This is a genomic window from Microcoleus sp. PH2017_09_SFU_O_A (assembly GCF_020738625.1).
Classification (GTDB): Bacteria; Cyanobacteriota; Cyanobacteriia; order Cyanobacteriales; family Microcoleaceae; genus Microcoleus.
Genome location: NZ_JAEQCF010000055.1, coordinates 19,278 through 43,326 on the forward strand (window position 1 = coordinate 19,278; position 24,049 = coordinate 43,326).

Genomic DNA, 24,049 nt, shown 5'->3' on the forward strand with positions numbered 1-24,049 from the left:
GTTGCCCTACCCGGAGGAGACGGCATTGCCGTTGCCCTACCCGGAGGACACGGCAATGCCGTTTCCCTACAGATTTAACCTACTCCAGAAACGATCGCAAAACCCAGAACTGCGACAAACACAATCAGGGCATAAAATTGAGCGCGACCGTTTTCAAAGTATTTCAAACCTTCGCCCGTAACCAGGGTGAGAAACCCTGTCAGGTTGACGATACCATCGACGACTCGCAAATCCACTTCCATGACTTGCCGCGCTAAACGGCGGCTGCCTTTGACGAAGAGAACCTCGTTGATATCGTCGAGATACCACTTGTTGAGGGAGAACTCGTAAAGTGGTTTGATTTTTTGGGCGATCGCACCAGCATCGATTTTCCGGCTCAAATACATCAGAGAAGCCAAAGTAATGCCCAATAAAGCAATACCTACAGAGCTCCCACCCATGATTAGAAATTCCGTCAAATCAAACTCGGCGGCGTGTTCCAAAACTTCTTCCAGAGACTCCCCGGGCGCGCGCACAAACTGCTCGAAATAATTGGCAAACGGCGTACCGAGAAAACCGATAAACACAGAAGGTACAGCCAACAACACTAACGGCAGAGCCATTGTCAGAGGAGACTCGTGAGGAAAATGGTCGTGTGCGTCATGATTTTCGCCAGTTGATGCCAATTCCTTAACGTTCATCGCCCCAGGGCCGAAAACCAAACCCGGTTGGAGAAGTTGTTGCTTGATGGCGTTGTTATTGCCCCGGAATTCGCCCTCAAAGGTGCTGAAATACATCCGAAACATATAAAACGCGGTCATCCCCGCAGTCACCCAACTCACAGCCCACAGAGCGGGATTTGCATGGAAAGCTTGGGCGAGGATTTCGTCTTTTGACCAGAAACCTGCAAAGGGCGGAATGCCACAGATTGCTAAGTTTCCGATTAAAAAGCAAGTAGCGGTAATCGGCATATATTTCCGCAAGCCGCCCATGACTCTCATGTCTTGAGCGAGGGCGGGGTTGTGCCCGACGACATCTTCCATGCCGTGAATGACTGAACCTGAACACAGGAACAGCATTGCTTTGAAGTAAGCGTGGGTCATTAGGTGGAAGAGTCCGGCACTGTAGGCGCCGACTCCCATTGCCATCACCATGTAGCCCAATTGGGAGATGGTGGAGTAGGCTAAGCCTTTTTTGATGTCATTTTGGGTAATTGCGATCGAAGCACCCATGAATGCTGTAAAACAGCCGGTGCAGGCGATCAAATTCATGACTGCGGGCAGTCCTTCAAATACTGGGTACATCCGAGCGATCAGGAAGACGCCGGCTGCTACCATTGTCGCGGCGTGGATTAGGGCTGAAATTGGTGTCGGGCCTTCCATTGCGTCTGGAAGCCAGACGTGGAGAGGGAATTGAGCTGATTTGGCTGCTGGGCCCAAAAATATCAGGACTCCGAAGATGGTTGCGAGAGTTGCGCTCAAAGCACCGGATTCGACTAGGGAGTGCAGCCGTTCGCCCATTACGTCAAATTCAAAGCTGCCGGTGGCCCAGTAAATGCCGAGGATGCCCAACAGCAGGCCGAAGTCGCCGACTCGGTTGGTGACGAAGGCTTTTTGGCAGGCGTCCGCAGCGGGTTTGCGATCGTACCAAAATCCGACTAGCAGGTACGAACACATACCTACCAGTTCCCAGAAAATGTAAATCTGAACGATGTTCGGGCTGATTACTAGACCTAGCATTGAGGCGCTGAAGATGCTCAGGTAGGCGTAAAATCTCACGTACCCGTCATCGTGTGCCATGTAGCCGTCGGTGTAAATCATCACCAAAAAGGCGACCGTGGTGACGATCGCCAGCATTACCGACGTGAGGGGGTCGATGATATAGCCCATGTTCAGCGAGAAGTCCCCAGCAGAGGCCCACTGAATGGTTCGGGTGTAGGGTGCGTGGCCCTGTAGTTGACTCCACAGCAATGCGAAAGACATTACCGCTGACCCTCCGAGGGTCGAAAGGATTAAAATCGCATTCGCTTGTCGGAGTTTGTTGGTTGCCTGGTTAAAGGTGATTAAGCCTAAACCTACTAGCATTGCGCCTGCCAGTGGCAGGACTGGAATCAGCCAGGCGTATTGATAAAGCGGTTCCATGACTGATAGGTAGTTTAAAGTTTCTACTAGATATTGCCAAAACTGTTAATAATTGTGACACACGCTTGCGCGACTGGGCAGAAAGACTCTCTACAATTCTTAAGTATTGCCGATCGACAATCCTTAAGAATTGCTGCTTGTGTTGGCTATCGATCTAGTTCGTCTTAAATCTATGCCAAAAGATAGATAGACAAATGTCGCAGCCCTGTGATTCCAAGACTGCGACATTGATTTTGGATCGGATGGTCGATCGATAAATCGGGAATTCCCAATGCTTTCTACGCAAGAGGCGAATGCTTTGTGACGCTCCCACACTAATTGCAAGCAATATAGTTTGGGCATCTGAGTCCTGTTAAGGATATCAAGATCTTCCTTCGGGGTACTCCAATTTGTTTCCCTCTACAGCATTTTCAAGTGAGGAACACGTCCAGCCCCACTGTCTGTCTAATTATATCGAAGATTGTCCATTTCAGTGATGATGGCCTAAGAGCCCTACGGGATTGGTCAACCACCCCACCTCAATCAACCTAGCTTTCATCCCACACCAATCTGTAAACGATATAGTGTGGGGATTCCCGCCGATCTAGCTAAACAAGAGCCCAATGCTTTTGAAATGTTACCTGTTCAATGCTTCCTGAGGTTGTAAGCGTTGAGTCTGGGAAGAATTCTGAGTGGCGAGCATCCAGGAATCCAGAGTGCGTCGCAGTTCCTCGCGACCTTGATAATTTTCAAATCTAAATAGAACTCGATCGCCCTCAAACAAAATCAGTGTGGGCAGACTGCTCAGTCGGTAAGTATTTGCCAACTTCAAACTTTGATCGGCATTCACCCCTAGGAGCTTGACTTTTCCTGCCCACTGTGCTTCAAAACTTGTAAGCGTGGGGTCGATCGCGCGGCACAAACCGCACCAAGGTGCCCAAAAGTGAACTAAAACGGGGGTAGAGGCTTGAAATACCTCTTGTGCAAAAGTGCGTTCGCTAACCGACAACACCATGATCCCTCAAAATTTAATAATTTTTTTTCTATCCTAGGGATCATGCTACCAGTATATGTTCGCAGTGACACGCATCAGAAAAGGATGAATTTTCCACAGCAGGCCTGTAAAAATGACTACGCCTAGGTAGGAAGGGCGCAGGAACTCAAGCAAGTCAAGGGTTTGACGCTTTTGCAGGATTGCCAAAAATGGAATAATTGAGGTTTGAGATTTGATGGTTTCAAAGGATTCGCCAAAACGAGCCCGCAGTCGGCTGTCGCCGTGCCACACTCCGAACAGGTGGTGAAGTATCAAACCGATGGAAGTGACGAGGGTAAAGCTAGTACCAATCCAGAGGGTGTGGGCTACGCACCAAATCACCTGTCCCACCATTTGCGGGTGACGGGTAATGCGAATGATCCCGGCTTGGTAGAGGTGAACTTCCGGCTTTTGGATGGCGGCAATTTCTAGGAGGTTGAAGGTTGCTGGGTACAGAAACAGAAAGGAAATTGCCGACAGTATCCAAACCACTGGTTTAACTCCGGGCGCGCCCTGTACTTGCCAAAGTTGCACGCCGTCGTAGCGGTGGTTGAAAAAGTAGACAACCAAAATCACCGCCAGCGGCAAACTGACAAGGGCAAACAAAACGCGGTAAAGTCTCGGCCCGATCAGCTTTTCACCTTTTGGGCGGAGGGCTGCTAAACCGCTGTGGGCGATCGCAAAACCAAATAAAAGTCCGAGAATAACTAAGTGGGAGTCAAGCGCTAAGTCGATCGTCATTGCAAATATTAAGAAAAGTTATTGATTCGCGGCCAAATTGTGTCACAAAGTATCTATGGGAGCAATTGTCAGTTGACGGTTGGCAGTTGTTAGTTGTTAGTTGTTAGTTGTTAGTTGTCAGTTGTTAGTTCTCAGCAGTCAACCGTCAACTCTCAACTGCTTTCCTGACAACCGTCAACCGTCAACCGTCAACCGTCAACTCTCAACCGTCAACTCTCAACTGCCAAATGCCAACTGCCCACTGCCCACTGACAACTGCCCACTGACAACTGACAACCGCTTTCCTGACAATTTAGATATATGTCTGACCTTCCTTTCACTTTAGACCAGTTACGCATTCTCAAGGCGATCGCCTCTGAAGGAAGCTTCAAACGCGCCGCCGACAGCCTCTACGTATCCCAGCCAGCAGTTAGCTTGCAAGTGCAGAACCTAGAGAGACAGTTGGACGTGCCGCTGTTCGATCGGGGGGGGCGGCGGGCTCAACTGACCGAAGCCGGACACCTGCTGCTGAGTTACGGCGAGAAAATTTTATCGCTTTGTCAAGAAACTTGTCGAGCTCTCGAAGACTTGCAAAATCTCCAAGGCGGTACTTTGATCGTCGGCGCTTCTCAAACCACGGGGACATACTTGCTACCCCGAATGATTGGGATGTTTCGGCAAAAGTACCCCGATGTAGCGGTACAGCTTCACGTGCATTCGACCCGCCGCACGGCGTGGAGTGTGGCCAACGGGCAAATCGATTTGGCAATTGTTGGCGGAGAAATCCCTACCGAACTTGTAGAAGCTTTAGAAATTGTTCCTTACGCTGAGGACGAACTGGCTCTAATTCTCCCTCCGTCTCACCCGATGGTACAACAAGAAAGCATCGAAAAAGAAGACCTTTATAAATTGCAGTTTATTTCCCTCGATTCGCAGTCTACTATCCGCAAAGTCATCGATCAGGTACTGACTCGCTGCGGCATTGACACGCGCCGCCTGAAAATCGAGATGGAGCTCAATTCCATCGAAGCCATTAAAAATGCTGTTCAGTCCGGGTTGGGCGCTGCTTTTGTGTCGGTTTCGGCGATCGAAAAAGAGTTGATGATGGGCGTCTTGCACAAATCTAAAATGGACGAAGTTTTGGTAACTCGAATTTTGTCGCTGATTTACAACCCCAACCGCTACCGTTCTAAAGCAGCAGAGGCTTTCAGCAATGAAATTTTGCCAACATTTGCTACTTATTCTGCCATCCCGGAGAAAAAAGAACCTCTGGCGATCGATTTGGGACTCATAGAAATAGCAACTCCCAAGTCGGCGGGAAGTTAATTTATTAGGTCGCTGGCAGTTAGTAGTTCGCAGTTAGTTGAGAGATTAAAATCTGGTTTGATAATCGCTGGAAAAATTGATAAATTGGGAATCGAGAATCGGAAATCGGTAATGTCATGTCCGAGCGATGGCTTATATTTATTGCGAGTGCGAGCGAGACGCTCGCACTCGCAATGATAACTGATTAACCGGACATGATATAATTGGCTTGTTTGATGCCAAAACCTAATACCAAAACTAGATTAAAGAGGGTAAAAGAAACTGGAGTAGTATGAAAAAGTTTGACCACCTAGAATTAGGAATTAAACCAATTACCAATTACCAATTACCAATTACCAATTACCAATTACCAATTACCAATTCCCAATTACCAATTACCAATTACCAATTACCAATTACCAATTACCAATTCCCAATTACCAATTACCAATTACCAATTACCAATGCCCAATGCCCAATGCCCAATGCCCAATGCCCGATGACCAATGCCCTATGACCAATGCCCAATGCCCAATGCCCAATGCCCAATGCCCTATGACCAATTAGCAAACCAAAATGGAAGTTTACTGCACCCGCCCGGGCTGCCCGCGCCCTCAAAACGATTTTCCCGACCTCGATGATAGTTCGATGCTGAAAACAGTGCAGCAAAGGTATTGCAAGACCTGCGGAATGCCCCTGATTTTGAGCGGCCGCTATTTGCCAGTCAGGTTGTTGGGTCAAGGCGGTTTTGGGGCGGCGTTTTTGGCCAGAGACCGCTATACTCCGGCGATGCGGCAGTGCGTTGCTAAACTTTTGCAGCCGTCGGTAAATCTGACTCCGGCACAGCTAAAAATTGCTCAAACTCTGTTTGAACGGGAAGCGGCGGTGCTGGAAGAACTGGGAAACGAACATTCGCAAATTCCGAGTTTGCTGGCGTTTTTTGAGCTGACTGTTGCGAGTTTGCAGCCGGGGAAAAACGATCAGTTTTTCTATCTGGTTCAAGAATTTATTGACGGTCACAATTTGGAGGAAGAACTTGTTGTTAAAGGCAAGTTTTCGGAAGCGGAAACGATGGAGGTGCTGCGGGAAATTTTGAAGGTTCTCGATTTTGTACACTCGCGCGGTTCGATTCACCGGGATATTAAACCTGCTAATATTATGCGGGCTAAAAGTGGTCGGCTTTATTTATTAGATTTTGGGGCTGTCAAACAGGTGACGCAAACTGCGGGTGCTTCTAAGGCTTCGACTGGTATTTATTCTTTGGGTTATGCTCCGCCCGAACAGATGAACGGACAAGAGGTTTATCCCGCAACGGATTTTTATGCTTTGGCTGTGACTTGCATTACTTTGCTCAGCGGTTTGCAGCCGACGGAATTGTTTGATAGTTATGAAAATGAGTGGAATTGGCGATCGCACGTACAGGTAAGCCCGCGTTTGGCTGAAGTTCTCGATCGAATGTTGTTACCGGCTCCCAGCCAGCGCTATCAATCGGCGATCGAGGTGGAAGCGGCTCTGAAATACAATTCTCAACAGCCTACGATGGTGGTGCAGCCGCCTCCCCAACCCACTCCGACCCCCCAACCAACTCAGCAGCCTCCTGTGCCTCCTGTGGTGGCGACTCCTCCGGGAAACCTGCAATCGGGGCCGCGAAGGGCTTTTTCGATTTGGGATATTTTGGGTGGGGCTGCGTTTACGGGTTTTGAAGGGGGGTTGCTGGCGATCGCCCTGACGAGTTTGCTGCCGAATCCAAGTGTGAGTATCGGATTGTTGGGGATGATTGTCGGGGGGCTAATTTTCGGCCAGTACCGCAGGGCGATCGAGCAAACTGAGATGCTGATTATTAGTGCAGGTACTCTGGCTGTACTGTGGTTTTTCCCGGCTTTGCGCGCTGCTGTTACGATTTATCCAAATTCTCCTTTCACAGGCGTGTTGTTTGTGGGATGGTTGGCTGCTTTAGGGGCGATCGCGGCAACAGCTATTTTTCGCTTAATTTATAAGTTACTTTCTAATATTTTTTAAGCCTCGCGGTACTCCCGCATTCTCGATCGCACTTCTTGCCTTATTGTAAACTTTTATTACAATTTTAACTTTGTAGCTTTAGATACAGAAATATCTAGTATAGTTATAAATAGGAACAAAAAGCAGCCCAAGATCGATCGAGGAAAACGGAGGAACCGGATATGTCTACCGAAAATCAAGCCCGCTCTCTGATGATGCGCCACCACCAAATGGTGAAGAACCGGCAGCAATCCATGCTCAACCGCACCGCCAGCGAAGTCGGAATGGAAAATACTCACTACTGGGGCCACATTCAAGGCAAGCCGCAGCCCAGCCTTCAAGCCAGTTACGATCGCAGCAACGCCACCATGAGCTAAGGCAAAGCTCAATTAATTTCCCCAATTGCCCGCAAACCTATTACCTACATTTGGAGAAAACCAGTGATGTCTACCCAACAACAAGCGCGCAGTCTGATGATGCGCCACCAACACCTCATCAAAAACCGTCAGGAATCTATGCTCAGCCGCGCGGCTGCTGAAGTTGGTTTAGATATTGGTTCTGCGGCGAGTGTCGATCGCAAATAACTCGTTTTTTCAACAGCGAGACAGTTGAATCGAGTCTGTTGTTTGCCAGCTAAAAATTAATAATGACAGTTACAAAACCGTCGCGACTTGTTCTTGAGTTAGATCTCTACAGAATAAGTCGCGATTAGTTTTAGGGAATTGATTTAACACAAATAATGAAATATAATAGACCTCTTGCAAAAATAGTTAGGACGGGCTAGAAGCCCATCCCACAAAAATCTTTTTTCTTGTGGGATGGGCTTCTAGCCCGTCCCAAAATTTTTTTTGCAAGAGGTCTAATATTGCTCAACTATATTTTCATATCGTTTCCGGTTGCATCGGAATGATTTAACCACAGAGGCCGCAGAGAACACAGAGAGAGAATAGAGAGATTAATAATTCCAATGCTACAGGATTTGAGATCGCGCATCGGGGAAAGAACGATTAAACGACAAAAAAACAACTCATTGATTCGTCATTTGTTGGCAATCTAAAATCTAAAATCTAAAATCTAAAATCTAAAATGATATAATCCCCTCTCAATAGAATAGAACGCTCTAGGGAGGTCATCATGTCGGACTGGAAGGAAATTGGCGGCGGAGTTACAGCACCGAGAGGATATCGAGCATCGGGAATTACAGCGGGTTTGAAGCCTTCTGGCTTGCCGGATTTAAGTTTAATTTTGTCAGAGGTGGACGCGATCGCCGCGGGAGTCTTCACCACATCCACAGTCCGGGCTGCTTGCGTGGACTACTGCCGCCAGCGCTTGCAAGCTAAACCCAGCGCCAAAGCAATTTTGTGCAATGCCGGACAAGCAAATGCTGCTACTGGCGAATTAGGTTTAGCAGATGCCCTCGAAAGCGCGAAATTGTTGGGCGAAGCGCTGAATATTCCTTCAGAATCGATTCTTTTGGCATCCACTGGCGTGATCGGGCAGCGGATTAAAATGGAGCCGCTGAGGGCGGGAATTCCGCGATTGGTTGCTGAGGCCTCGGAAACTGGTTCTGATGCGGCTGCTAAGGCTATTTGTACGACTGATTTAGTGCCGAAAACGATCGCCCTGGAAACCATGTTTGGCGATCGTCCCGTGCGTATCGGCGGCATTTGCAAAGGTTCGGGAATGATTCACCCGAATATGGCAACAATGCTGGCATTTGTAACGTGTGATGCAGCAGTGTCGTCACATTTGTGGCAGGAAATGCTGACTCGGGCGGCAAACAGAAGTTTCAATCAAATTACTGTTGACGGCGATACCAGTACCAACGATTCGCTAATTGCTTTGACTAACGGCCAATCCCGCACGCCTGCGATTACAGAAATGGGGGCGGATGCTGAAAAATTAGAGGCGATGCTAACAGAAGTTTGCGTGCATTTGGCAAAGGCGATCGCCCGTGACGGCGAAGGTGCAACTTGTTTGGTGGAAGTACAAGTTAGTGGCGCCGCCGACGAAGTTTCTGCGAGTAAAATTGCCAAAACAATCGTCGGTTCTTCTTTGGTGAAAGCTGCTATTTTTGGACGCGATCCGAATTGGGGAAGAATTGCGGCGGCGGCGGGGCGCGCGGGCGTTGCTTTTGAACAAGAGAATTTGCGGATTCAATTGGGAGATTTTTTGATGATGGAAAACGGACAGCCGAAGGAGTTCGATAAATCTGCTGCGAGTAATTATATGAAGGCTGCTGCTGCTGGTGAATATCTGAAGGAAGACACGGTTTTAATTCAGGTTGCTGTCGGGAATGGCGGCGGTTTCGCGAAGGCTTGGGGATGCGATTTGAGTTACGACTACGTGAAGATTAATGCGGAGTATACGACTTAAGGGCGATCGTAATTTCAGAAGCCCGGGCGGTTGCAAACTGCGCCTGCACAGCCCGGGCGGTTGAAATCGCGGCGACACAGCCCGGGCGGTTGAAAGAGACTGATTCCTCTAATTCTCAATCAAACCATCGGCAAACTCAGCACAAATCCAGGCAACACATCTTCGCCGGACAAACTAACCGGAAACTGTACAATTTCCACCTCACGATTAGCGCGATAAATTTCCACTTGTTCGTCTTGAGGATTAATCAACCAACCCAAACGCAAACCGCTATTGATATATTCCTGCATTTTCTCCTGAAGTGGCTTTAGCGGGTCTGTACGCGATCGCAATTCTATGACAAAATCAGGACAAATCGGCGGAAACTTCTCCCTTTGTTCATCAGTTAAAGCCGACCATCTTTCCAAGCTAACCCAAGCCGCATCAGGAGATCTGTCTCCATTATTAGGCAAGCGAAAAATAGTTGAAGAACTAAACACTATCCCTAGCTGAGTTCGTTGATTCCACATCCAGACTAAGCCAATTAAATTGGCTTCTCGATTGCCGCTGACTCCGCCTACTGGTGACATAATAATGATTTCCCCTTTCGTTGTCCGTTCAAATTGCCAATCTCGATTCATCTGGCATAAACGGTAAAACTGTTCGTCTGTTAACTCGACACTATCTAAGTTTAAAGTAACGGTTGTCATTTTATTACCTCTCTTCTCTTCTCTTCTTCTCTCTTCAGTCCGCGCAGGCGGACTTTGTTTGATAAGAAGCGATTTCAATCGCCGATTGCTGCGCCGATTCCTCTAAAATCGCCGCTAATCTATTTTAGCGCCATTTCTTGCCTATCATTATCAGGACGATCGCACCTGCTACAATTCCCAAACCCATACTCAACCCAAAAACTACATTCACATTTATCGGATTTGTGGGGCTGGCAGGACTCCTAATTTGACTAGCATAAACGCTGGCGGCTACCCCGCTGGTGCCAATTCCCACACCAACAGCCCCAATCGTAACATTCAAAGTGCGATCGCTCTTAGCCCTCTCAATCTCAATAATCCCCTCAATCGTCTGAATCGCATTTTCCAACAACCTCAAACCCGCACTCAAACTCCGATTATCCGCCGCCACTTGCCAAACATACTTCTCCTTAGCAAAATCGCTGAAACTGGCCATAAACTTGAAAGCTTCAGCATCACTTCCCATATCCTCACCGATAGTTTCCAACCGTCTTTTATAATTTTTAAGATTAGTTTTGATTGTATTTTCTTGCTCTTCCAATCTGCTAATATAATTAGCATAAACCGAGAAGATTGTCAAGGAATCAACCAAACTTTGCTGCAATTCTTTCAAGTCAACTTTCGGCGCATTCACCTGTTGCGGTAATTGCTGAACAATGTCTTGAATCGTCCGCGAAGCATCTTTCAAATCAGCCTTAAGTTGGCGGCTTTGAGTGTAAGCCCAAATCACCTTATTGCGGAAGGCAAACAATCGCATTAGATGCACATAAATTTTAGCGACAGTCTTGCTAATATCGGCAATTGATTGACCATTATTGTAAGGAAACAAGCAAATTAAGACATGATAATTTTGACCAATATTGCCCCTATCTCCCGGTGGTAGCCACAATTCGTAAAAATCAGCACCTTTAAATTGCCCTGTGGCTTTTAAGTCTCTCTCCCATTTAGCATTCGGGAATAGATTGAGTTTACTATAACAATTTTTAGCAGTTGCTAAAGCATCTTGGTCATTAGCAGTCAATTGTCCCCAAACCAGCCAACTTTGACCAATTGTCGCAGGTGGATTGACACGGGAAATTACTTGTTGTTTCAGCCATTCTAAACAGTCAATTTCTTTCGGTTTAAATGTGTTTTCCTTGTCGGATTCGATTTTCCCAGACAAGTCAAATTGTGCCGCATAAGTATCGCCGATTTTCACGGGATAAGCATAGCCATCGAGGGGAGACTCAAATGCTGCTAATTTTTTGTCGCCCAGTAACTCAATATACTCAGCAGTTTCTGTTTCAGCTTGCTTGAGTTTTGCTAATTGTGGCGCAGAGATTTTGTCGCCATAAATCTTTTGCCAAAACTGTGCGCGATTTTGGCTAATCTTGTCCTCATTTTGCCCGATACCGTCTGCTAAATCGTAGACAAACAAATCGACAGTCGGGTAGATTAGCCAATTTTCCTTACTCATGGACAAAACCATCTGGGCTTAACAATAAGATTGTATCTCGACTTGCTTGCACAGAGTCCCCAGCTTGCAAAATCTTTCTGAGAAATCCTCCAAACCCGCGAGGCTCAATTTTTTCCTCGATTTTCTTGATAATTTCTGGCAAATTTGTCAAATCGCTGATGTCGCTAGCGCTGTTATCTGTTTCAATATTAGTAGTGTTGTTATTTTCAAATTCAGCATCCGGTAAAACATCTAATCCTTTGCTGCGTTCGTTGCTATGATTCACTAACCAAGTGTCAGCTTCTTCATAGGCGGCTAGCAGAGGTAGATGCAATTCGGCAAGTCTTGCAATATCGATAATCGTGAAAGCTTCACCGATTTTATTGCACTCGGATTGGACGGCTGCGGGCAAAGGTTCAGTCTGTTGGACTAGGGCGATAATAAAAGCTTTGAAAATCTCGTTTTGCGTGTCTTTCATAATCCAGTGATGGTGAAAGCAGCCCAGTAGTAGGGATGCTGATAGGGTTGATCTAATTCCATTGTAGCTAATGCTTGGCGATTCGTGTTAAAGAATCGGCTTAGCATAAATTCAACTTCAGAAGGTTCGGGGCTGTTTGCGGAAATCTTGTCAATTTCCCCTTGATACCAGGCGGCTAAATCCTCGCGGGTAGATTCTCGCAGCCATTTTTGAGCATTTGCTAAAGCCACGGGTAGAGAATCGCCGGCTTCTCGCCACCGTTGGTAAAAATAAATCATTAATAACGTACTGGCACCAGATTCTATGGGCCACAGGGTACTGACGACACAGCCAACTCCCGCGCGCATAAAACCGCTAGTCAATCCTACATATTCGGCGAGAATTGTTTGTTTGTCAGTCAATGCGGTTTCGCAGGCGGGAAGGCAGATTAATTCGTAGTTACTGAGGTTAAGTTGGATAATTTCTCTGACTGTTAATCGGTGGTTGCCACTTAGGTATAAAGTTGATTCTAAGGGATGATCAAAATTATAGCTGCCGTGGCCTGTGAAGTGAAAAATATTGTGTGGTTGTTGCAATAATGTTTCGACTTCATCGAGGGTGGCTGCGTCTTCTTCGAGTCGGGTGTAATTGTCGAACATTCGGCAAATAATTTCCGATTCGATTTCGGCGGCGGGGAGAGGGGCGAGTCTTTTTTGTTGGCCGTTTTTATCGGTAATTACGCTGTGGGGATTTTCGATACTGAGGATGGAGATGGAGGGCGGGCACGGGGGCACCGCCCCTACGGATTCGGGCGGGCAGGGCATAGAGGGCGGGCACGGGGGCACCGCCCCTACGGATGGATTATTTTGTTGTAGGGGCAATCCCCCCGTGGTTGCCCATTTCGGGGTAAACCGATGTTGCAAACTAATCCCAACGGCGGCGCTAGGCAAATAACTCACCACAAAATCCCGACTAAACAAAGCATGAATCGGAAAGCGGTGCAAGTCCCGGTGCGGAATCAAAATCAACTCCGTAATTCCCTCTAATTGCTGTTCAATCACATCAATTTTCAATATTTCCTTGAGTCGTGCAAATTTACTTGCCATTTCCGCACGCCAAGGATGATTTACTTGACTGGTTTTCTCCTTAGATTGATAATCGGTGTATTGTTGATTCCACTCCTTCACCCATTTTTCAAATTCATCGGGAAAATCGCTGAAACAGGTTTCTGGAGACAACAAGCCATCGGATTTAATGATGAATGTTGTCAGGGATGCGTCGCTGAGATGCCAGTAAATGGCGGCTGTTGTGGGATTGAGGAGTTGCTGAATTTGTGCGTGAGTGACTGTCTCTTCTGTTTTGTAATCGGGAATTGGCAAGGCATCCAGCAGCCAAGATAGGCAGACATTTTTATCGGTTTCTGCTGTGGCTAAGGCTTGGGCAAATTGCCCGGATTGGATGAATATATTTACGGTTAACTGTTCAAAGCTAACTAATTTGTCGGTGAGTTGCTGTTGGGTGATTTGGGAATAGTTTTGCTGTTTCAGCAAGCGGTGCAATAAATCCGTTGCATCTCGCTGTAATTTATTGGCTTCGTCAGTTTGTTTTAGGCTAACTAAGGTTTTGATTAAATTCTGTAATACTTGTAGATGCAGTTGCAGGAAAGTATCTTTGGTTAGAGTTTTGAGTGCTTCTTGGTAGCTGGTGGTGGCTTTATTCCAATAGGTGTTGGGAGAATTGAGTTTTCCTCGACTATAATGAGCATCTCCTAGTGCTTGATGCAGTTCTCCATATCCTTCGGGATGGGTCTTTTGTCGGCAATATTCTAAGCCTGCTTTTAATGTTAATATTTGTCCTTCGTAGCCGCGCTGTTTCAGGTTGTGAGTTATGAGAGTTCTGGTAACAGGTGGAGATTTAGGGAATTTTGCTTGTAAGATTTCATAAACTAGCAGCCTGTGTTTAGGTGCATTTTTGACTGCTATAGTTCGATTGATCCAGACTTTGTGGTCATCTGGTTTGATTTCTAAGGCTTTGTCGAAGGAGGCGATCGCATCTTCATATCTTTTGAAATTATCGCAAAGTATAGCACCCCTGCTGTTCCAGGCTTCGTGAAAATCTGGTTTGAATTCTAAGGCTTTGTCACAGGAGGCGATCGCATCTTCTAGCCTGCCTAAATTACGCAGTGCAACGCCCCGATTGTTCCAGGCTTCGTGTTGTTTATCAGGTTTGAATTCTAAGGCTTTGTCGTAGGATATGATTGCTTCTTTAAATAAGCCTAAATTACACAGTAGCTGGCCCCGATTAATCCAGGCTTCGTATAAATCTGGCTTAATTTCTATGGCTTTGTCGAAGGAGGTGATCGCTTCTTCTAGCCTGCCTAAATTATGCAGTGCAATGCTCCGATTGTACCAGGCTTCGTGAAAATCTGGTTTGAATTCTAAGCCTTTGTCGTAGGAGGCGATCGCATCTTCAAGCCTGCCTAAATCATACAGTGTCAAGCCCCGATTGTTCCAGACTTCGTGAAAATCTAGTGTGAAATATAATCCTTTATCATAGGATGGTTTTATATCACTTAGATTGAAAACCCCTTCTATTGACTGAGGAACCGAGGCTGACTCAGGATTTGCCAAATAACGATAAAGAGTAGAAGCCTTATTGTTAGAATCAATAGCACCTTGATAATCACCTAATCTTTGTAAAACCAAACCTCGTTTTTCCCACACTTCTGGCTGGTTATATTTCAATTCAATAGAGCATTCATAAAAAGCAAGTGCTTCTTGAAAATTACTTTGTTCATATTGCTCATTACCTCGCTTTTTCCATTTCTCAGCCTCTCCATCAACATCCTCACCCGCCTCACCCGAAACTAGCGGAAACCCAACCAAAATCTCCCTACCAACATTCCCCGCCACCTCTCCCAATTCCCCACCCGCAACTCCACCCAACAACTCCAACCTGCGCGCCAATTCCTGAAGCGATACCACCGCATCCGCAGACGCTGTACTCCCCTGCGCGCCCTCCAACAATCGATCGCCAAACCCCCGCAACCAAGCCGCCAAATCACCATTTTTAATTTGTTTTGCGATTAAGAATCCCGCAACATCGCCTCTTCCCCAGCCCTGATTCACCCCTTCGAGAAGTTCCATCAACTTCGCCTCGTATTCCGCATCAGTCAAAGTTGGCCCAGGTTGAGGTGGTGTCGGTTCAATCTTGGGATTGGTGCGGAATAGCCGCTGAATTAATTGTTTGAGGAATCGCCAGATTTTATCTAACATTGGTGAGATGGTGAGGCGGTTTGTTTTTGTTATTGTATAGCCTTTCTCAAAAAGATGAGGTATGACTGGTAGCTTATATAACCATTTCAACTAAGAGGGCTGAAGCCCAACAACGTACCTCTAAGAGGGCTTAAGCCCAACAACGTACCTCTAAGAGGGCTTAAGCCCAACAACGTACCTCTAAGAGGGCTTAAGCCCAACAACGTACCTCTAAGAGGGCTTAAGCCCAATAACGTACCTCTAAGAGGGCTTAAGCCCAACAACGTACCTCTAAGAGGGCTTAAGCCCAACAACGTACCTCTAAGAGGGCTTAAGCCCAACAACATACCTCTAAGAGGGCTTAAAGCCCAACAACGTACCTCTAAGAGGGCTGAAGCCCAACAACGTACCTTATGTTTCTGATAACCGCTATAGTAAGAATTTTGGGGAGCGGCGCTCTCTCAATTCATTTATTAGTCGCCCCAGGCCGAATTCGATTCGCCGGGAATCTCAATCGCCCGCAATTTCAAGCACTATTTTACCCGTTACTGAACCTGTTTCTAACAACTCATGCGCTGCTTGAGCTTGTTCTAGCGGGAAAGTTTGGCTGACGTGAATTTTGAGCAAATTACGATCGCACAAACGAGCACACTGCTGCAAAATCTTTGCCTGCTGTTGCTGTTCCTCCACCAAATTTTGCAGCATCGGAGTTAACATTAACTCCAGACTAATCCGCAGATTCCGCATTCTCGCTGTTTTCAAATTGCCCAAAGCCGGATCTGGTTCCAAAATTGTTACCAAATCTCCGTAAATCTTCACAGCCGGAATAGTTTGGTAAAAAGTTTCTCCCCCGACTGTATCAAAAGCCAAATCAACTCCTTGGCCCTCAGTCCAAGCCAAAACCCGATCGACAACATCCGTATTTTTGTATAAAATAACTGAATCTGCACCTAACTGCCGTACAAACTCGGCTTTTGCTTCGGAACTAACAGTAGTGCAAACCTCAGCACCCTGCAACGAAGCCAACTGTACCGCGACGTGGCCGACACCGCCTGCACCTGCTAGAATGAGCACTTTCTGACCGGCTTGCAAGCGCCCTCGATCGTACAGCGACTCCCATGCTGTAATTAGAACTAAGGGTGCAGCCGCCGCCTCAACAAAACTTAAAGCAGCAGGCTTGATGGCGAGAAAACGTTCGTCTACAACGGCAAACTCAGCGTAAGTACCGATCGACCCGCCTAAACCCCCGTGGCAGAAAAAAACCTCGTCTCCGACTTGGACACTCTGCACCTCAGCACCGATAGCTTCTACCACTCCAGCACCGTCGCACCCCAAAACGTGAGGAGTTTTCTCGGGGTAAAATGTGCCGCGCGATCGCAACTTAGTATCTATCGGATTGATCCCCGCCGCCCGCAACCGCACCAAAACTTCAGTTTCTGTTTGTATAGTAGGGGCTGAGATATCTTGCAGTTTCAATACGGATGGGCTTCCGGGAGTTTCAAAAACGATCGCTTTCATAGCAGGGTATTAACTCTATTTTCGCCTTCACCTCCAATCCTACCTTGTATTCGTTACTCATCCGTGACGATACTTAGTTATTTTTAATAATATAGACTGCCTTTAATTCAACTGACAATTGACAGTTGACTTGGGACAGCTACCTCTATCTCGAAGTCCGAGGATTGGAGTGATGAATAATCTGATTTTAATTTCTCCCGATCGGGATTCCGGCTTTAAACCAATTCTTTCTGCTAACTACTATAATTGTCGAGCGGTGCTAATCGATGTTCGAGCTAGATTTATTTTTTTACTTTGAGATTCTTGCATACCTTCTGGGATTATCGGCGACTTTAGTCTTCGCGATCGCGATTTATCTCAAGTGGCACCGAAGGCATCCCAGTCTGCCAACTGCCGAAGAGCAACCGCAGTTGGCAGAATTACAGCCAGATTTATCTGCGAGATTGAAAATTAGGAAAAACTTGTTGATTTTCCCCAACTCAAATCTGTTGGCGATCGCTGACAGCTTCTTGGGTAAACTGTTAGGTATTGGCTACAATCTATTCTTAGCCCAGCAACAACGCCCAACTGTGAATTCTTCGCCTCTTGTAGGGCCTTCCACCAGCAAAACCGTTAGTCTGAGCATCGAGGGTTCGATCGACCAAAATGCCGATAGCCCTCCTAACGACAACCCTCCCAAAGCCACCACTTCCCCGCAATTAGAGGAAGACTTGCTAGGTGACATCCTGGCAGGTACTAATTCGCCCGGGGGGACACAATTCTTTGATACCTTAGTTCCCCACTTAGCCTCAGCACTAGGAGTTCGCAGCGCCATTGCTGCCAAATCGATTAAATCGATCGAACGCGCCGATCTAACTCCCGATAAATTACAAGTTATCAGTTTTTGGAGCGACGGACAGCCACAGCCAAACTTTGAGTGCAACACTGCCAATACTCCCGAAGCGCTGGTGTTTGAGCAGGGAATGTACTCCTGTCCAGACCGCCTCATGGAAACCTTTCCTGAAGACCGCAGACCGATCGTTACAGGTTCGCGCAGCTTCCTGGGAATCTTGCTGAAAAACTCCTACGGCGAACCTTTGGGCATTATTTGTATTTTCCACGATCGCCCCCTACTAGAATCACATCTTGCCAAATTTCAGCTAATTATTAGCATCTTTGCCGGACGGGCGGCTGCCGAATTGGAGCGGCAGCGCCTAGAAGCAGCACTCTGCACCGTAGAAGCGAAATACTGCGCGCTTGTAGAACAAATGCCGGCTGTCACCTACATTTCTCCCCTCAACCGCAGCGCTGCCAAACTTTACATCAGCCCGCAAATTGAGACTTTTCTGGGTTATTCTGTAGCTGAATGGAAGGCAGACCCAGATCTGTGGCTGAAACTCGTTCACCCAGAAGACCGCGATCGCGTGTTAGTTGAAAACGCTACACAGAAATTTACCGAGGGAGAAGATATCTTTAGCGACGGGCCGCTGGTGTCAGAATACCGCGCGATCGCCCGCAACGGTAAAATTGTCTGGTTCCGCGATCGAGCGATCGCAGTTCGCGATCGAGCCAGCAACTCCGTCATCCTTCAAGGCGCAATGTTTGATATCACAGAGACTAAAGTAGCTGCCAGCGCCCTGCTAGAAAGCGAATACCGCTATTACACTTTAGCTAAAATACTGCCAGTCGGGATTTTCCGCGCCGACGCTGCGGGAGATTGTTTGTATGTCAACGAGCGATTTTTGGAGATGGCGGGACTGACTGCGCCAAAGGCATTGGGCGAAGGTTGGGCCCAAAGTTTGCATCCCGAAGACCGCGATCGCATTTTGAGCCAGTGGTATCGCGCTGTCAAAGATAAATTGCCTTGTAAGTTAGAGTACCGCTTCTGCAACGGCAACCTCACAACCTGGGTATTTTGGCAAGCAGTGCCGGAAATTGACAACAATGGAGCAGTTCTGGGCTATCTCGGCACGCTGACAGATATCAGCGATCGCAAGCAGGCAGAATTCGCGCTGCAACAAGCCGAAGAAAAATACCGCAGCATCTTTGAAAACGCGATCGAGGGAATTTTTCAAACGAGTGCTGACGGACGCTATATCAGTGCCAATCCGGCTTTAGCCAGAATTTACGGCTACGAGTCGGCAACCCAACTGATCGCAAACATCCACGATATCGAGCACCAACTCTACCTCGATCCCAACCGCCGCGTCGAGTTCTTGGGTGCGATCGAAAAACACGGTTCTGTGTCTGAGTTCGAGTCCCAAGTTTACCGCGCTGACGGAACTACTATCTGGGTTTCCGAAAACGGCCGGGCTGTTCGCGACGCTGGTGGCAATTTGCTTTACTACGAAGGTACTGTCGAAGATATCACTCTGCGGAAAATAGCTGAAGAGAAGTTAGTACACGATGCTTTGCACGATACGCTGACGGGTTTGCCCAACCGAGCTTTATTTATGGATCGTTTGGGACACGCGATCGAGCTTTCAAAACGCCGTCCCGAGGTTTTGTTTGCGGTGCTGTTTATCGATCTAGACCGCTTTAAGGTGGTTAATGACAGTTTGGGGCATTTAGTGGGCGATCGCTTGCTGATCGCGATCGCCCAGCGCCTGGAAATCTGTTTGCGGGCTGGAGATACTGTTGCCCGTCTCGGCGGCGACGAATTCGCTATTTTGCTGGAAAATATCAAAAACACCGATGATGCGATCCACATTGCCGAACGAGTGCAAGCGGAACTGGCACAGCCTTTTTACCTCAACGAATATCAAGTTTTTAGCAGTGCTAGCATTGGCATTGTTTGTTCCGGTTTGCCACAGGATCCCAACAATTTTTCCGAATTTTCTAGTCCAGGAAATCTCGTCCATGTCGATCGGGAAACTGCTTTGTCTTGCCTATCTCCCGACTCTCCTGTTCCCGTCCCATTCCGAATATTGTACGATCGACCAGAAGAACTGCTGCGAGATGCAGATGCTGCCATGTATCACGCAAAGGGATTGGGCAAAGCTCGCCACGAAGTTTTCGACTTAAGTATGCACACTCGCGCCGTCGCCCTTTTGCAACTGGAAAACGAATTGCGGCGCGCTCTAGACTCCCAGGAATTTCAGCTTTACTACCAGCCCATCGTCTCTCTAACTAGCGGTAGAATCAGCGGTTTTGAAGCGCTGCTGCGATGGTATCACCCCCAGCGCGGTTTAGTAGCTCCCGGTGAGTTTATTTTAGTAGCAGAAGAAACTAGATTGATTGTACCTATTGGTTGGTGGATGATGCGATCGGCTTGCTGTCAGATCCACGAGTGGCACGAAAAATTCCCCGCAAATCCGCCGTTGACAGTCAGCGTCAACCTTTCTAACGAACAATTTAAACAGCCGGATTTAATCGATCGCATTCGTGAGATTTTACAAGAAACTCACCTTGACCCCCGCACTTTAAAGTTAGAAATTACCGAAGGCGTGATCGTGGACAATGCCGAATCAGCCGCCGCTATCCTCTCCCAATTGAAAAATTTAGAAATTGAATTATATATTGACGATTTTGGCACAGGCTATTCTTCTTTGAGCCGCCTGCACACTTTTCCCACTGATGCCTTAAAGATCGATCGAGCTTTTGTGAGCCGCATGACTGAAGATGAAGGAAACGAAGCTATTGTACAGACTATTTTGATCTTAGCCAGTCATTTAGGCATGGATGCGATCGCTGAAGGAATAGAAACCATCGAACAGCTTAACTTGCTCAGAGCGCTGCAATGCGAATACGGACAGGGATACTTTTTCTCAAAGCCTGTAGACACCATCACAGCCACAGGTTTGATCGAAAGTCAACCCAAATGGTAATCGCGAATTGGGAATTGGGAATCGGGAATTGGGAATCGGGAATTGGGAATTAGAAGTTAAAACATTCTTCCTTCTTCCTGAATTTCCCCCCTTGGGGGGCATCTGACGGGTGTAGGTTTTTGGGTAAAAGCCTTATCCCATAAGAGTTTGAAATTTTAAGAGGCAAAAGCCCAAAACCTTTGCACTGTCTAGATTTGCTGGGTTTTGCCAGGGGAAAACCTACACCTGTCAGGGGGGCATGGGGGTTGACTTTTTCCTTCTTCCTTCTTCCTTCTTCCTTCTTCCTTCTTCCTTCTTCTTTAAACTTTCGCTTCCAAAGACTTGAGAAACTCCGTATTTACGCCCGACTCCCGAGTCATAGCAATTTTTCCAGTACGAGCAATTTCCTTAATCCCAAATCTATTTAGAACCTGGACGATCGCCACCATCTTACCCGGATCTCCGACAACTTCCAAAGTCAGCGTATCATCACCAATATCCACCACTCGCGCTCTAAAAATCTGAGCTAACTCAATGATCTCCGATCGCGTCCCGCTAGCCGCATTAACTTTCAGCAACATCAACTCCCGTTCCACACAGGGAATTTCCGTTATATCCTGAACTTTCAGCACGTTAATTAACTTGTACAGTTGCTTGGTCAACTGCTCGATAATCTGGTCATCTCCCGGTACAACCATCGTAATCCGAGACACACCCACTTGCTCAGCCGGGCCGACGGCTAGACTTTCAATATTAAAACCCCGACGGGCAAATAAACCAGCAATTCGAGTGAGGACACCCGCTTCATCTTCAACTAAAACCGAAAGAGTGTGTTTCATTTCTCCAAAAAAGACGCATTTTGTGCAATTCTACTGTCGCCCATTCGCCTTTTAGCAGAAGTGCACGCCCATTGAACCTGCCTTAGACATTTTATCCCGAGTTATTGGCCCTTCATGTCCGAGAAAAAAGCTCTTGATAAATTTCGCTTTTACCGCAGTCTCGATCCCCCTAAATCCCCCTTAACAAGGGGGACTTTGATAGCACTCCTGTCCCCCCCTTCTTAAGGGGGGTTAGGGGGGATCGGCTCGATCTCAACCTTAAACCCGCCCCAACCCGGTGCTGACGGCACCCGATCCAAGTTTTTTGTGTACGAACGTACACAATTACTCGATGGCAGAAAAAACTTTTCAAGTCTGGTGGCTGGCGAAAACTGCAATTTTGACACCAATTGGTGACAAAACTGCGAAGTACCAAGCCACCATAACTTACATAAAAACCCGGTGTTGCAGCGATGGCATTTGGCGGCGGACTTGTTCTAGCCGATCGGGATTAATCTCTGCGATCGCCACACCCGGTTCCTCTCCGGCATCCGCCAAAACCGCACCCCAAGGGTCTACAATCATCGCGTGACCGTGAGTTTGACGGCGGCCGTAGTGGTGTCCAGTCTGCGCCGGGGCGATCGTATAACAAGTATTCTCGATCGCCCTCGCTTGCAACAAAACCTTCCAATGATCCTTGCCAGTGTAAGCAGTAAACGCCGCCGGCACGAACAAAACATCAGCACCCTTGTGCGACAAATGCCTGTAAACTTCCGGGAACCGCACGTCATAGCACACCGAAAGTCCCAGCGTCCCCAACTCCGGCGACACATAAACCGGCGGCAAATCTTCACCAGCTTTCACCGTGTTTGATTCCCTGTAAGTAATCCCGTCTGGCACATTCACATCAAACAAATGTACTTTTTTGTACCTTGCCACTTCGCTACCGTTTGGGTCTACTAGCAAGCAAGTATTGTATACCTTCCCCCCATCCGTCGGCACGGGAAATCCGCCGCCCAGAATCGTCACCTGGAACCGCTGGGCCATGGTTTTGAGGAATTTTTCGCTTTGGAGTCCGATCGCCTCTGCTTGAGCAATCTTCTCCTCCTCTTCTCCCATAAACGAGAAATTTTCTGGTAAGGAAACTAACTCCGCACCCCGACGCACTGCCAGGTCGATTAATTCCTCTGCCTGCACCAAATTTTTTTGCAGGTCAGGCAAGCTAGTCATTTGAATTGCTGCGGCGAGATAAGACTTCATCGATTCACAATATTAGTCATTAGTCAGTTGTCAGTTGTCAGTTGTTAGTTGTTAGTTGTTATTGGTTCTTGGTTCTTGGTTCTTGGTTCTTAGTAGCTATGCCCCATGCCCCATGCCCCATGCCCCATACCCTATGCCCCATGCCCCATGCCCTATGCCCCATGCCCTATGCCCACTTCATGTTACTGAGAAAGTCTATAGAGTTTGAGAGTTTTGATGTTTGAGCTTTAAATTAACCTTTAACTCATCACTCAAAACTCAAAACTCTCAACTTTTTTGCCCTAATTTTTGAGACCTAATTCCGGTCAAATCTTAAGGCATCGGATGGAAAAGCAAGTCAGGGAAAAAGCGGTTAAATTCAATCAAACCCGCAGCTTGAATAGAGAACCAAAGTGCTGCCAATACTGGTGCGCTTGAAAGAAACTTGAGAAAATATTGCATGAATTCTGCTCCTGAAAATTCGAGACAGTTGGTAATTGCCGATCGCTCGGTAAGACACTAATTGCTAACTTGCAGTTAATCGATTAACTGTTAGCTATTAGCCTTGGCTCCATTTCCCTATTTTAGCGGGGGGAAACAGTAATTTCGTCGTCCTTGGCAAACATTTCACCAGTGGTGATTTCTTTGAGTGCTGCCAGAGGCCACAAAAAGCCAGTCAGCATACAGGAGATTGCCACAGGAACGTCGATAATAATCTCTTTTTCCTCTGGAGTTGCAGATTTTTTGGCAATTTGCAGATAAGCGCGGCCTACCCAACCAATCCAACCAGCAATATACAAGAACAGCACGCTAGGAATCAAAAAGTCGCCAGCCTTGTCCAAGCTGCCGTCTACGATTAAGTGCGGGTATCCTTCCGGGCCGCACATAGCTTGAGAATACATCTCGAATCTTGCCTTGGCAGATGCCGGATCGCCATTGGTAGAACGTGCATTTTTAGCCAGTTCCTTGAATTCGGGAGAGTCCTTGCACGGCACTAAATTGTAAGCCGAAGCAACTGGAACAAAACTGATCCACAGACTAACCACTAAAATTGCAGCAAACAATCGTCGCATGAAATTGTTTCCTTTTGTTACAAAACAATAAGTTTTTGTACAAGCATTTCAACTTGCCGATCGCGAATCCAGATTACCGCACTTGCTGAGGGTGTAAAGTCTCCATCATAGAGGCGGCAAAGCCCAAAAGAATGAGGGATTCGGGTTTCATAGGTCAGTGCGAGAGCTTAGTAATACCGCTAGGATATTCCACAGCTTGCATTATAATTCG

General features: G+C 47.2%; 20 protein-coding genes. 8 read left to right on the plus strand and 12 right to left on the minus strand.

All coding sequences use genetic code 11. The annotated features are described in order from the left end of the window. Positions 1-74 precede the first annotated feature (74 nt). From JGK16_RS20540 to JGK16_RS20550, 3 genes are all read right to left on the minus strand, one after another. On the minus strand, positions 75-2,120 hold the full coding sequence (locus JGK16_RS20540) for an NAD(P)H-quinone oxidoreductase subunit 5 (protein ID WP_293192215.1): 2,046 nt from the start codon (positions 2,118-2,120) through the stop codon (positions 75-77). 616 nt (positions 2,121-2,736) lie between these two features. Next, complete coding sequence (locus tag JGK16_RS20545; RefSeq protein WP_293192217.1) at positions 2,737-3,114, minus strand: thioredoxin domain-containing protein; 378 nt, start codon at positions 3,112-3,114, stop codon at positions 2,737-2,739. 45 nt (positions 3,115-3,159) lie between these two features. Then, complete coding sequence (locus JGK16_RS20550; protein WP_293182568.1) at positions 3,160-3,873, minus strand: NnrU family protein; 714 nt, start codon at positions 3,871-3,873, stop codon at positions 3,160-3,162. Positions 3,874-4,173: 300 nt separating this feature from the next. Here JGK16_RS20550 and JGK16_RS20555 point away from each other — a divergent pair, with 300 nt between their 5' ends. The 6 genes from JGK16_RS20555 (at position 4,174) to argJ (ending at position 9,531) form a co-directional block, all read left to right on the plus strand. Further along, entirely contained in the window at positions 4,174-5,178 is a 1,005-nt protein-coding gene (locus tag JGK16_RS20555) for a LysR family transcriptional regulator (RefSeq protein WP_293192219.1), read from the plus strand. A gap of 271 nt (positions 5,179-5,449) precedes the next feature. Continuing rightward, entirely contained in the window at positions 5,450-5,674 is a 225-nt protein-coding gene (locus tag JGK16_RS20560; protein WP_293192221.1) for a hypothetical protein, read from the plus strand. A gap of 59 nt (positions 5,675-5,733) precedes the next feature. After that, positions 5,734-7,176 (plus strand): serine/threonine-protein kinase, encoded by a 1,443-nt coding sequence (locus JGK16_RS20565; protein ID WP_293192223.1) that lies wholly within the window; start codon positions 5,734-5,736, stop codon positions 7,174-7,176. A gap of 161 nt (positions 7,177-7,337) precedes the next feature. After that, the gene (locus JGK16_RS20570; RefSeq protein ID WP_293183210.1) at positions 7,338-7,532 is read left to right on the plus strand and encodes a hypothetical protein; all 195 of its coding nucleotides are present in this window, start codon (positions 7,338-7,340) and stop codon (positions 7,530-7,532) included. Between the two features lie 66 nt (positions 7,533-7,598). Continuing rightward, a complete protein-coding gene (locus tag JGK16_RS20575) occupies positions 7,599-7,739 on the plus strand; it encodes a hypothetical protein (RefSeq protein ID WP_293192263.1) in 141 nt (46 codons plus the stop codon). A gap of 550 nt (positions 7,740-8,289) precedes the next feature. After that, on the plus strand, positions 8,290-9,531 hold the full coding sequence (gene argJ, locus JGK16_RS20580) for a bifunctional ornithine acetyltransferase/N-acetylglutamate synthase (RefSeq protein ID WP_293192225.1): 1,242 nt from the start codon (positions 8,290-8,292) through the stop codon (positions 9,529-9,531). A 119-nt stretch (positions 9,532-9,650) separates the two neighbouring features. Here argJ and JGK16_RS20585 read toward each other — a convergent pair whose 3' ends face one another. The 5 genes from JGK16_RS20585 to JGK16_RS20605 all read right to left on the minus strand — a co-directional run bounded on the left by JGK16_RS20585 (position 9,651) and on the right by JGK16_RS20605 (position 16,923). Continuing rightward, entirely contained in the window at positions 9,651-10,220 is a 570-nt protein-coding gene (locus tag JGK16_RS20585) for a Uma2 family endonuclease (protein ID WP_293183206.1), read from the minus strand. A gap of 124 nt (positions 10,221-10,344) precedes the next feature. After that, on the minus strand, positions 10,345-11,715 hold the full coding sequence (locus JGK16_RS20590; protein ID WP_293183204.1) for a hypothetical protein: 1,371 nt from the start codon (positions 11,713-11,715) through the stop codon (positions 10,345-10,347). Then, entirely contained in the window at positions 11,708-12,172 is a 465-nt protein-coding gene (locus JGK16_RS20595) for a hypothetical protein (RefSeq protein ID WP_293183202.1), read from the minus strand. Before JGK16_RS20595 ends, JGK16_RS20590 begins: the two co-directional genes overlap by 8 nt. Then, positions 12,169-15,426, minus strand: coding sequence for a CHAT domain-containing protein (locus JGK16_RS20600; RefSeq protein ID WP_293192227.1), 3,258 nt, complete (start codon positions 15,424-15,426; stop codon positions 12,169-12,171). Before JGK16_RS20600 ends, JGK16_RS20595 begins: the two co-directional genes overlap by 4 nt. A gap of 489 nt (positions 15,427-15,915) precedes the next feature. After that, the gene (locus tag JGK16_RS20605; RefSeq protein WP_293183198.1) at positions 15,916-16,923 is read right to left on the minus strand and encodes a zinc-dependent alcohol dehydrogenase family protein; all 1,008 of its coding nucleotides are present in this window, start codon (positions 16,921-16,923) and stop codon (positions 15,916-15,918) included. 172 nt (positions 16,924-17,095) lie between these two features. Here JGK16_RS20605 and JGK16_RS20610 point away from each other — a divergent pair, with 172 nt between their 5' ends. Next, complete coding sequence (locus JGK16_RS20610; RefSeq protein ID WP_293203376.1) at positions 17,096-17,221, plus strand: hypothetical protein; 126 nt, start codon at positions 17,096-17,098, stop codon at positions 17,219-17,221. After that, a complete protein-coding gene (locus JGK16_RS20615) occupies positions 17,190-20,729 on the plus strand; it encodes a GGDEF domain-containing phosphodiesterase (protein WP_293192229.1) in 3,540 nt (1,179 codons plus the stop codon). The genes JGK16_RS20610 and JGK16_RS20615 overlap by 32 nt, the downstream gene beginning before the upstream one ends. 299 nt (positions 20,730-21,028) lie before the next feature. Here JGK16_RS20615 and ilvN read toward each other — a convergent pair whose 3' ends face one another. The 4 genes from ilvN to JGK16_RS20635 form a co-directional block, all read right to left on the minus strand. Beyond that, positions 21,029-21,547 carry an acetolactate synthase small subunit gene (ilvN, locus tag JGK16_RS20620; protein WP_293128958.1) on the minus strand — a complete coding sequence of 173 codons (519 nt, stop codon included), beginning with the start codon at positions 21,545-21,547 and terminating at the stop codon, positions 21,029-21,031. Between the two features lie 426 nt (positions 21,548-21,973). Next, a complete protein-coding gene (locus tag JGK16_RS20625) occupies positions 21,974-22,786 on the minus strand; it encodes a carbon-nitrogen hydrolase family protein (RefSeq protein ID WP_293183194.1) in 813 nt (270 codons plus the stop codon). Between the two features lie 312 nt (positions 22,787-23,098). Further along, positions 23,099-23,227 (minus strand): photosystem I reaction center subunit IX, encoded by a 129-nt coding sequence (gene psaJ, locus JGK16_RS20630; RefSeq protein ID WP_293183192.1) that lies wholly within the window; start codon positions 23,225-23,227, stop codon positions 23,099-23,101. A 122-nt stretch (positions 23,228-23,349) separates the two neighbouring features. Beyond that, positions 23,350-23,838, minus strand: a complete 489-nt coding sequence (locus JGK16_RS20635) for a Photosystem I reaction center subunit III (RefSeq protein ID WP_293183190.1) — start codon at positions 23,836-23,838, stop codon at positions 23,350-23,352. Positions 23,839-24,049 lie beyond the last annotated feature (211 nt).

What these genes read in the sequence shown, in the direction of transcription:
- JGK16_RS20555 (WP_293192219.1), top strand. Translation starts at nt 4,174, where the DNA reads ATGTCTGACCTTCCTTTCACTTTAGACCAGTTACGCATTCTCAAGGCG.
- JGK16_RS20540 (WP_293192215.1), bottom strand. Translation starts at nt 2,120, where the DNA reads ATGGAACCGCTTTATCAATACGCCTGGCTGATTCCAGTCCTGCCACTG.
- argJ (WP_293192225.1), top strand. Translation starts at nt 8,290, where the DNA reads ATGTCGGACTGGAAGGAAATTGGCGGCGGAGTTACAGCACCGAGAGGA.
- JGK16_RS20615 (WP_293192229.1), top strand. Translation starts at nt 17,190, where the DNA reads ATGTTCGAGCTAGATTTATTTTTTTACTTTGAGATTCTTGCATACCTT.
- JGK16_RS20625 (WP_293183194.1), bottom strand. Translation starts at nt 22,786, where the DNA reads ATGAAGTCTTATCTCGCCGCAGCAATTCAAATGACTAGCTTGCCTGAC.
- JGK16_RS20550 (WP_293182568.1), bottom strand. Translation starts at nt 3,873, where the DNA reads ATGACGATCGACTTAGCGCTTGACTCCCACTTAGTTATTCTCGGACTT.
- JGK16_RS20600 (WP_293192227.1), bottom strand. Translation starts at nt 15,426, where the DNA reads ATGTTAGATAAAATCTGGCGATTCCTCAAACAATTAATTCAGCGGCTA.
- JGK16_RS20565 (WP_293192223.1), top strand. Translation starts at nt 5,734, where the DNA reads ATGGAAGTTTACTGCACCCGCCCGGGCTGCCCGCGCCCTCAAAACGAT.
- psaJ (WP_293183192.1), bottom strand. Translation starts at nt 23,227, where the DNA reads ATGCAATATTTTCTCAAGTTTCTTTCAAGCGCACCAGTATTGGCAGCA.
- JGK16_RS20635 (WP_293183190.1), bottom strand. Translation starts at nt 23,838, where the DNA reads ATGCGACGATTGTTTGCTGCAATTTTAGTGGTTAGTCTGTGGATCAGT.
- JGK16_RS20605 (WP_293183198.1), bottom strand. Translation starts at nt 16,923, where the DNA reads ATGAAAGCGATCGTTTTTGAAACTCCCGGAAGCCCATCCGTATTGAAA.
- JGK16_RS20590 (WP_293183204.1), bottom strand. Translation starts at nt 11,715, where the DNA reads ATGAGTAAGGAAAATTGGCTAATCTACCCGACTGTCGATTTGTTTGTC.
- JGK16_RS20545 (WP_293192217.1), bottom strand. Translation starts at nt 3,114, where the DNA reads ATGGTGTTGTCGGTTAGCGAACGCACTTTTGCACAAGAGGTATTTCAA.
- JGK16_RS20610 (WP_293203376.1), top strand. Translation starts at nt 17,096, where the DNA reads ATGAATAATCTGATTTTAATTTCTCCCGATCGGGATTCCGGCTTTAAA.
- JGK16_RS20585 (WP_293183206.1), bottom strand. Translation starts at nt 10,220, where the DNA reads ATGACAACCGTTACTTTAAACTTAGATAGTGTCGAGTTAACAGACGAA.
- ilvN (WP_293128958.1), bottom strand. Translation starts at nt 21,547, where the DNA reads ATGAAACACACTCTTTCGGTTTTAGTTGAAGATGAAGCGGGTGTCCTC.
- JGK16_RS20570 (WP_293183210.1), top strand. Translation starts at nt 7,338, where the DNA reads ATGTCTACCGAAAATCAAGCCCGCTCTCTGATGATGCGCCACCACCAA.
- JGK16_RS20595 (WP_293183202.1), bottom strand. Translation starts at nt 12,172, where the DNA reads ATGAAAGACACGCAAAACGAGATTTTCAAAGCTTTTATTATCGCCCTA.
- JGK16_RS20575 (WP_293192263.1), top strand. Translation starts at nt 7,599, where the DNA reads ATGTCTACCCAACAACAAGCGCGCAGTCTGATGATGCGCCACCAACAC.
- JGK16_RS20560 (WP_293192221.1), top strand. Translation starts at nt 5,450, where the DNA reads ATGAAAAAGTTTGACCACCTAGAATTAGGAATTAAACCAATTACCAAT.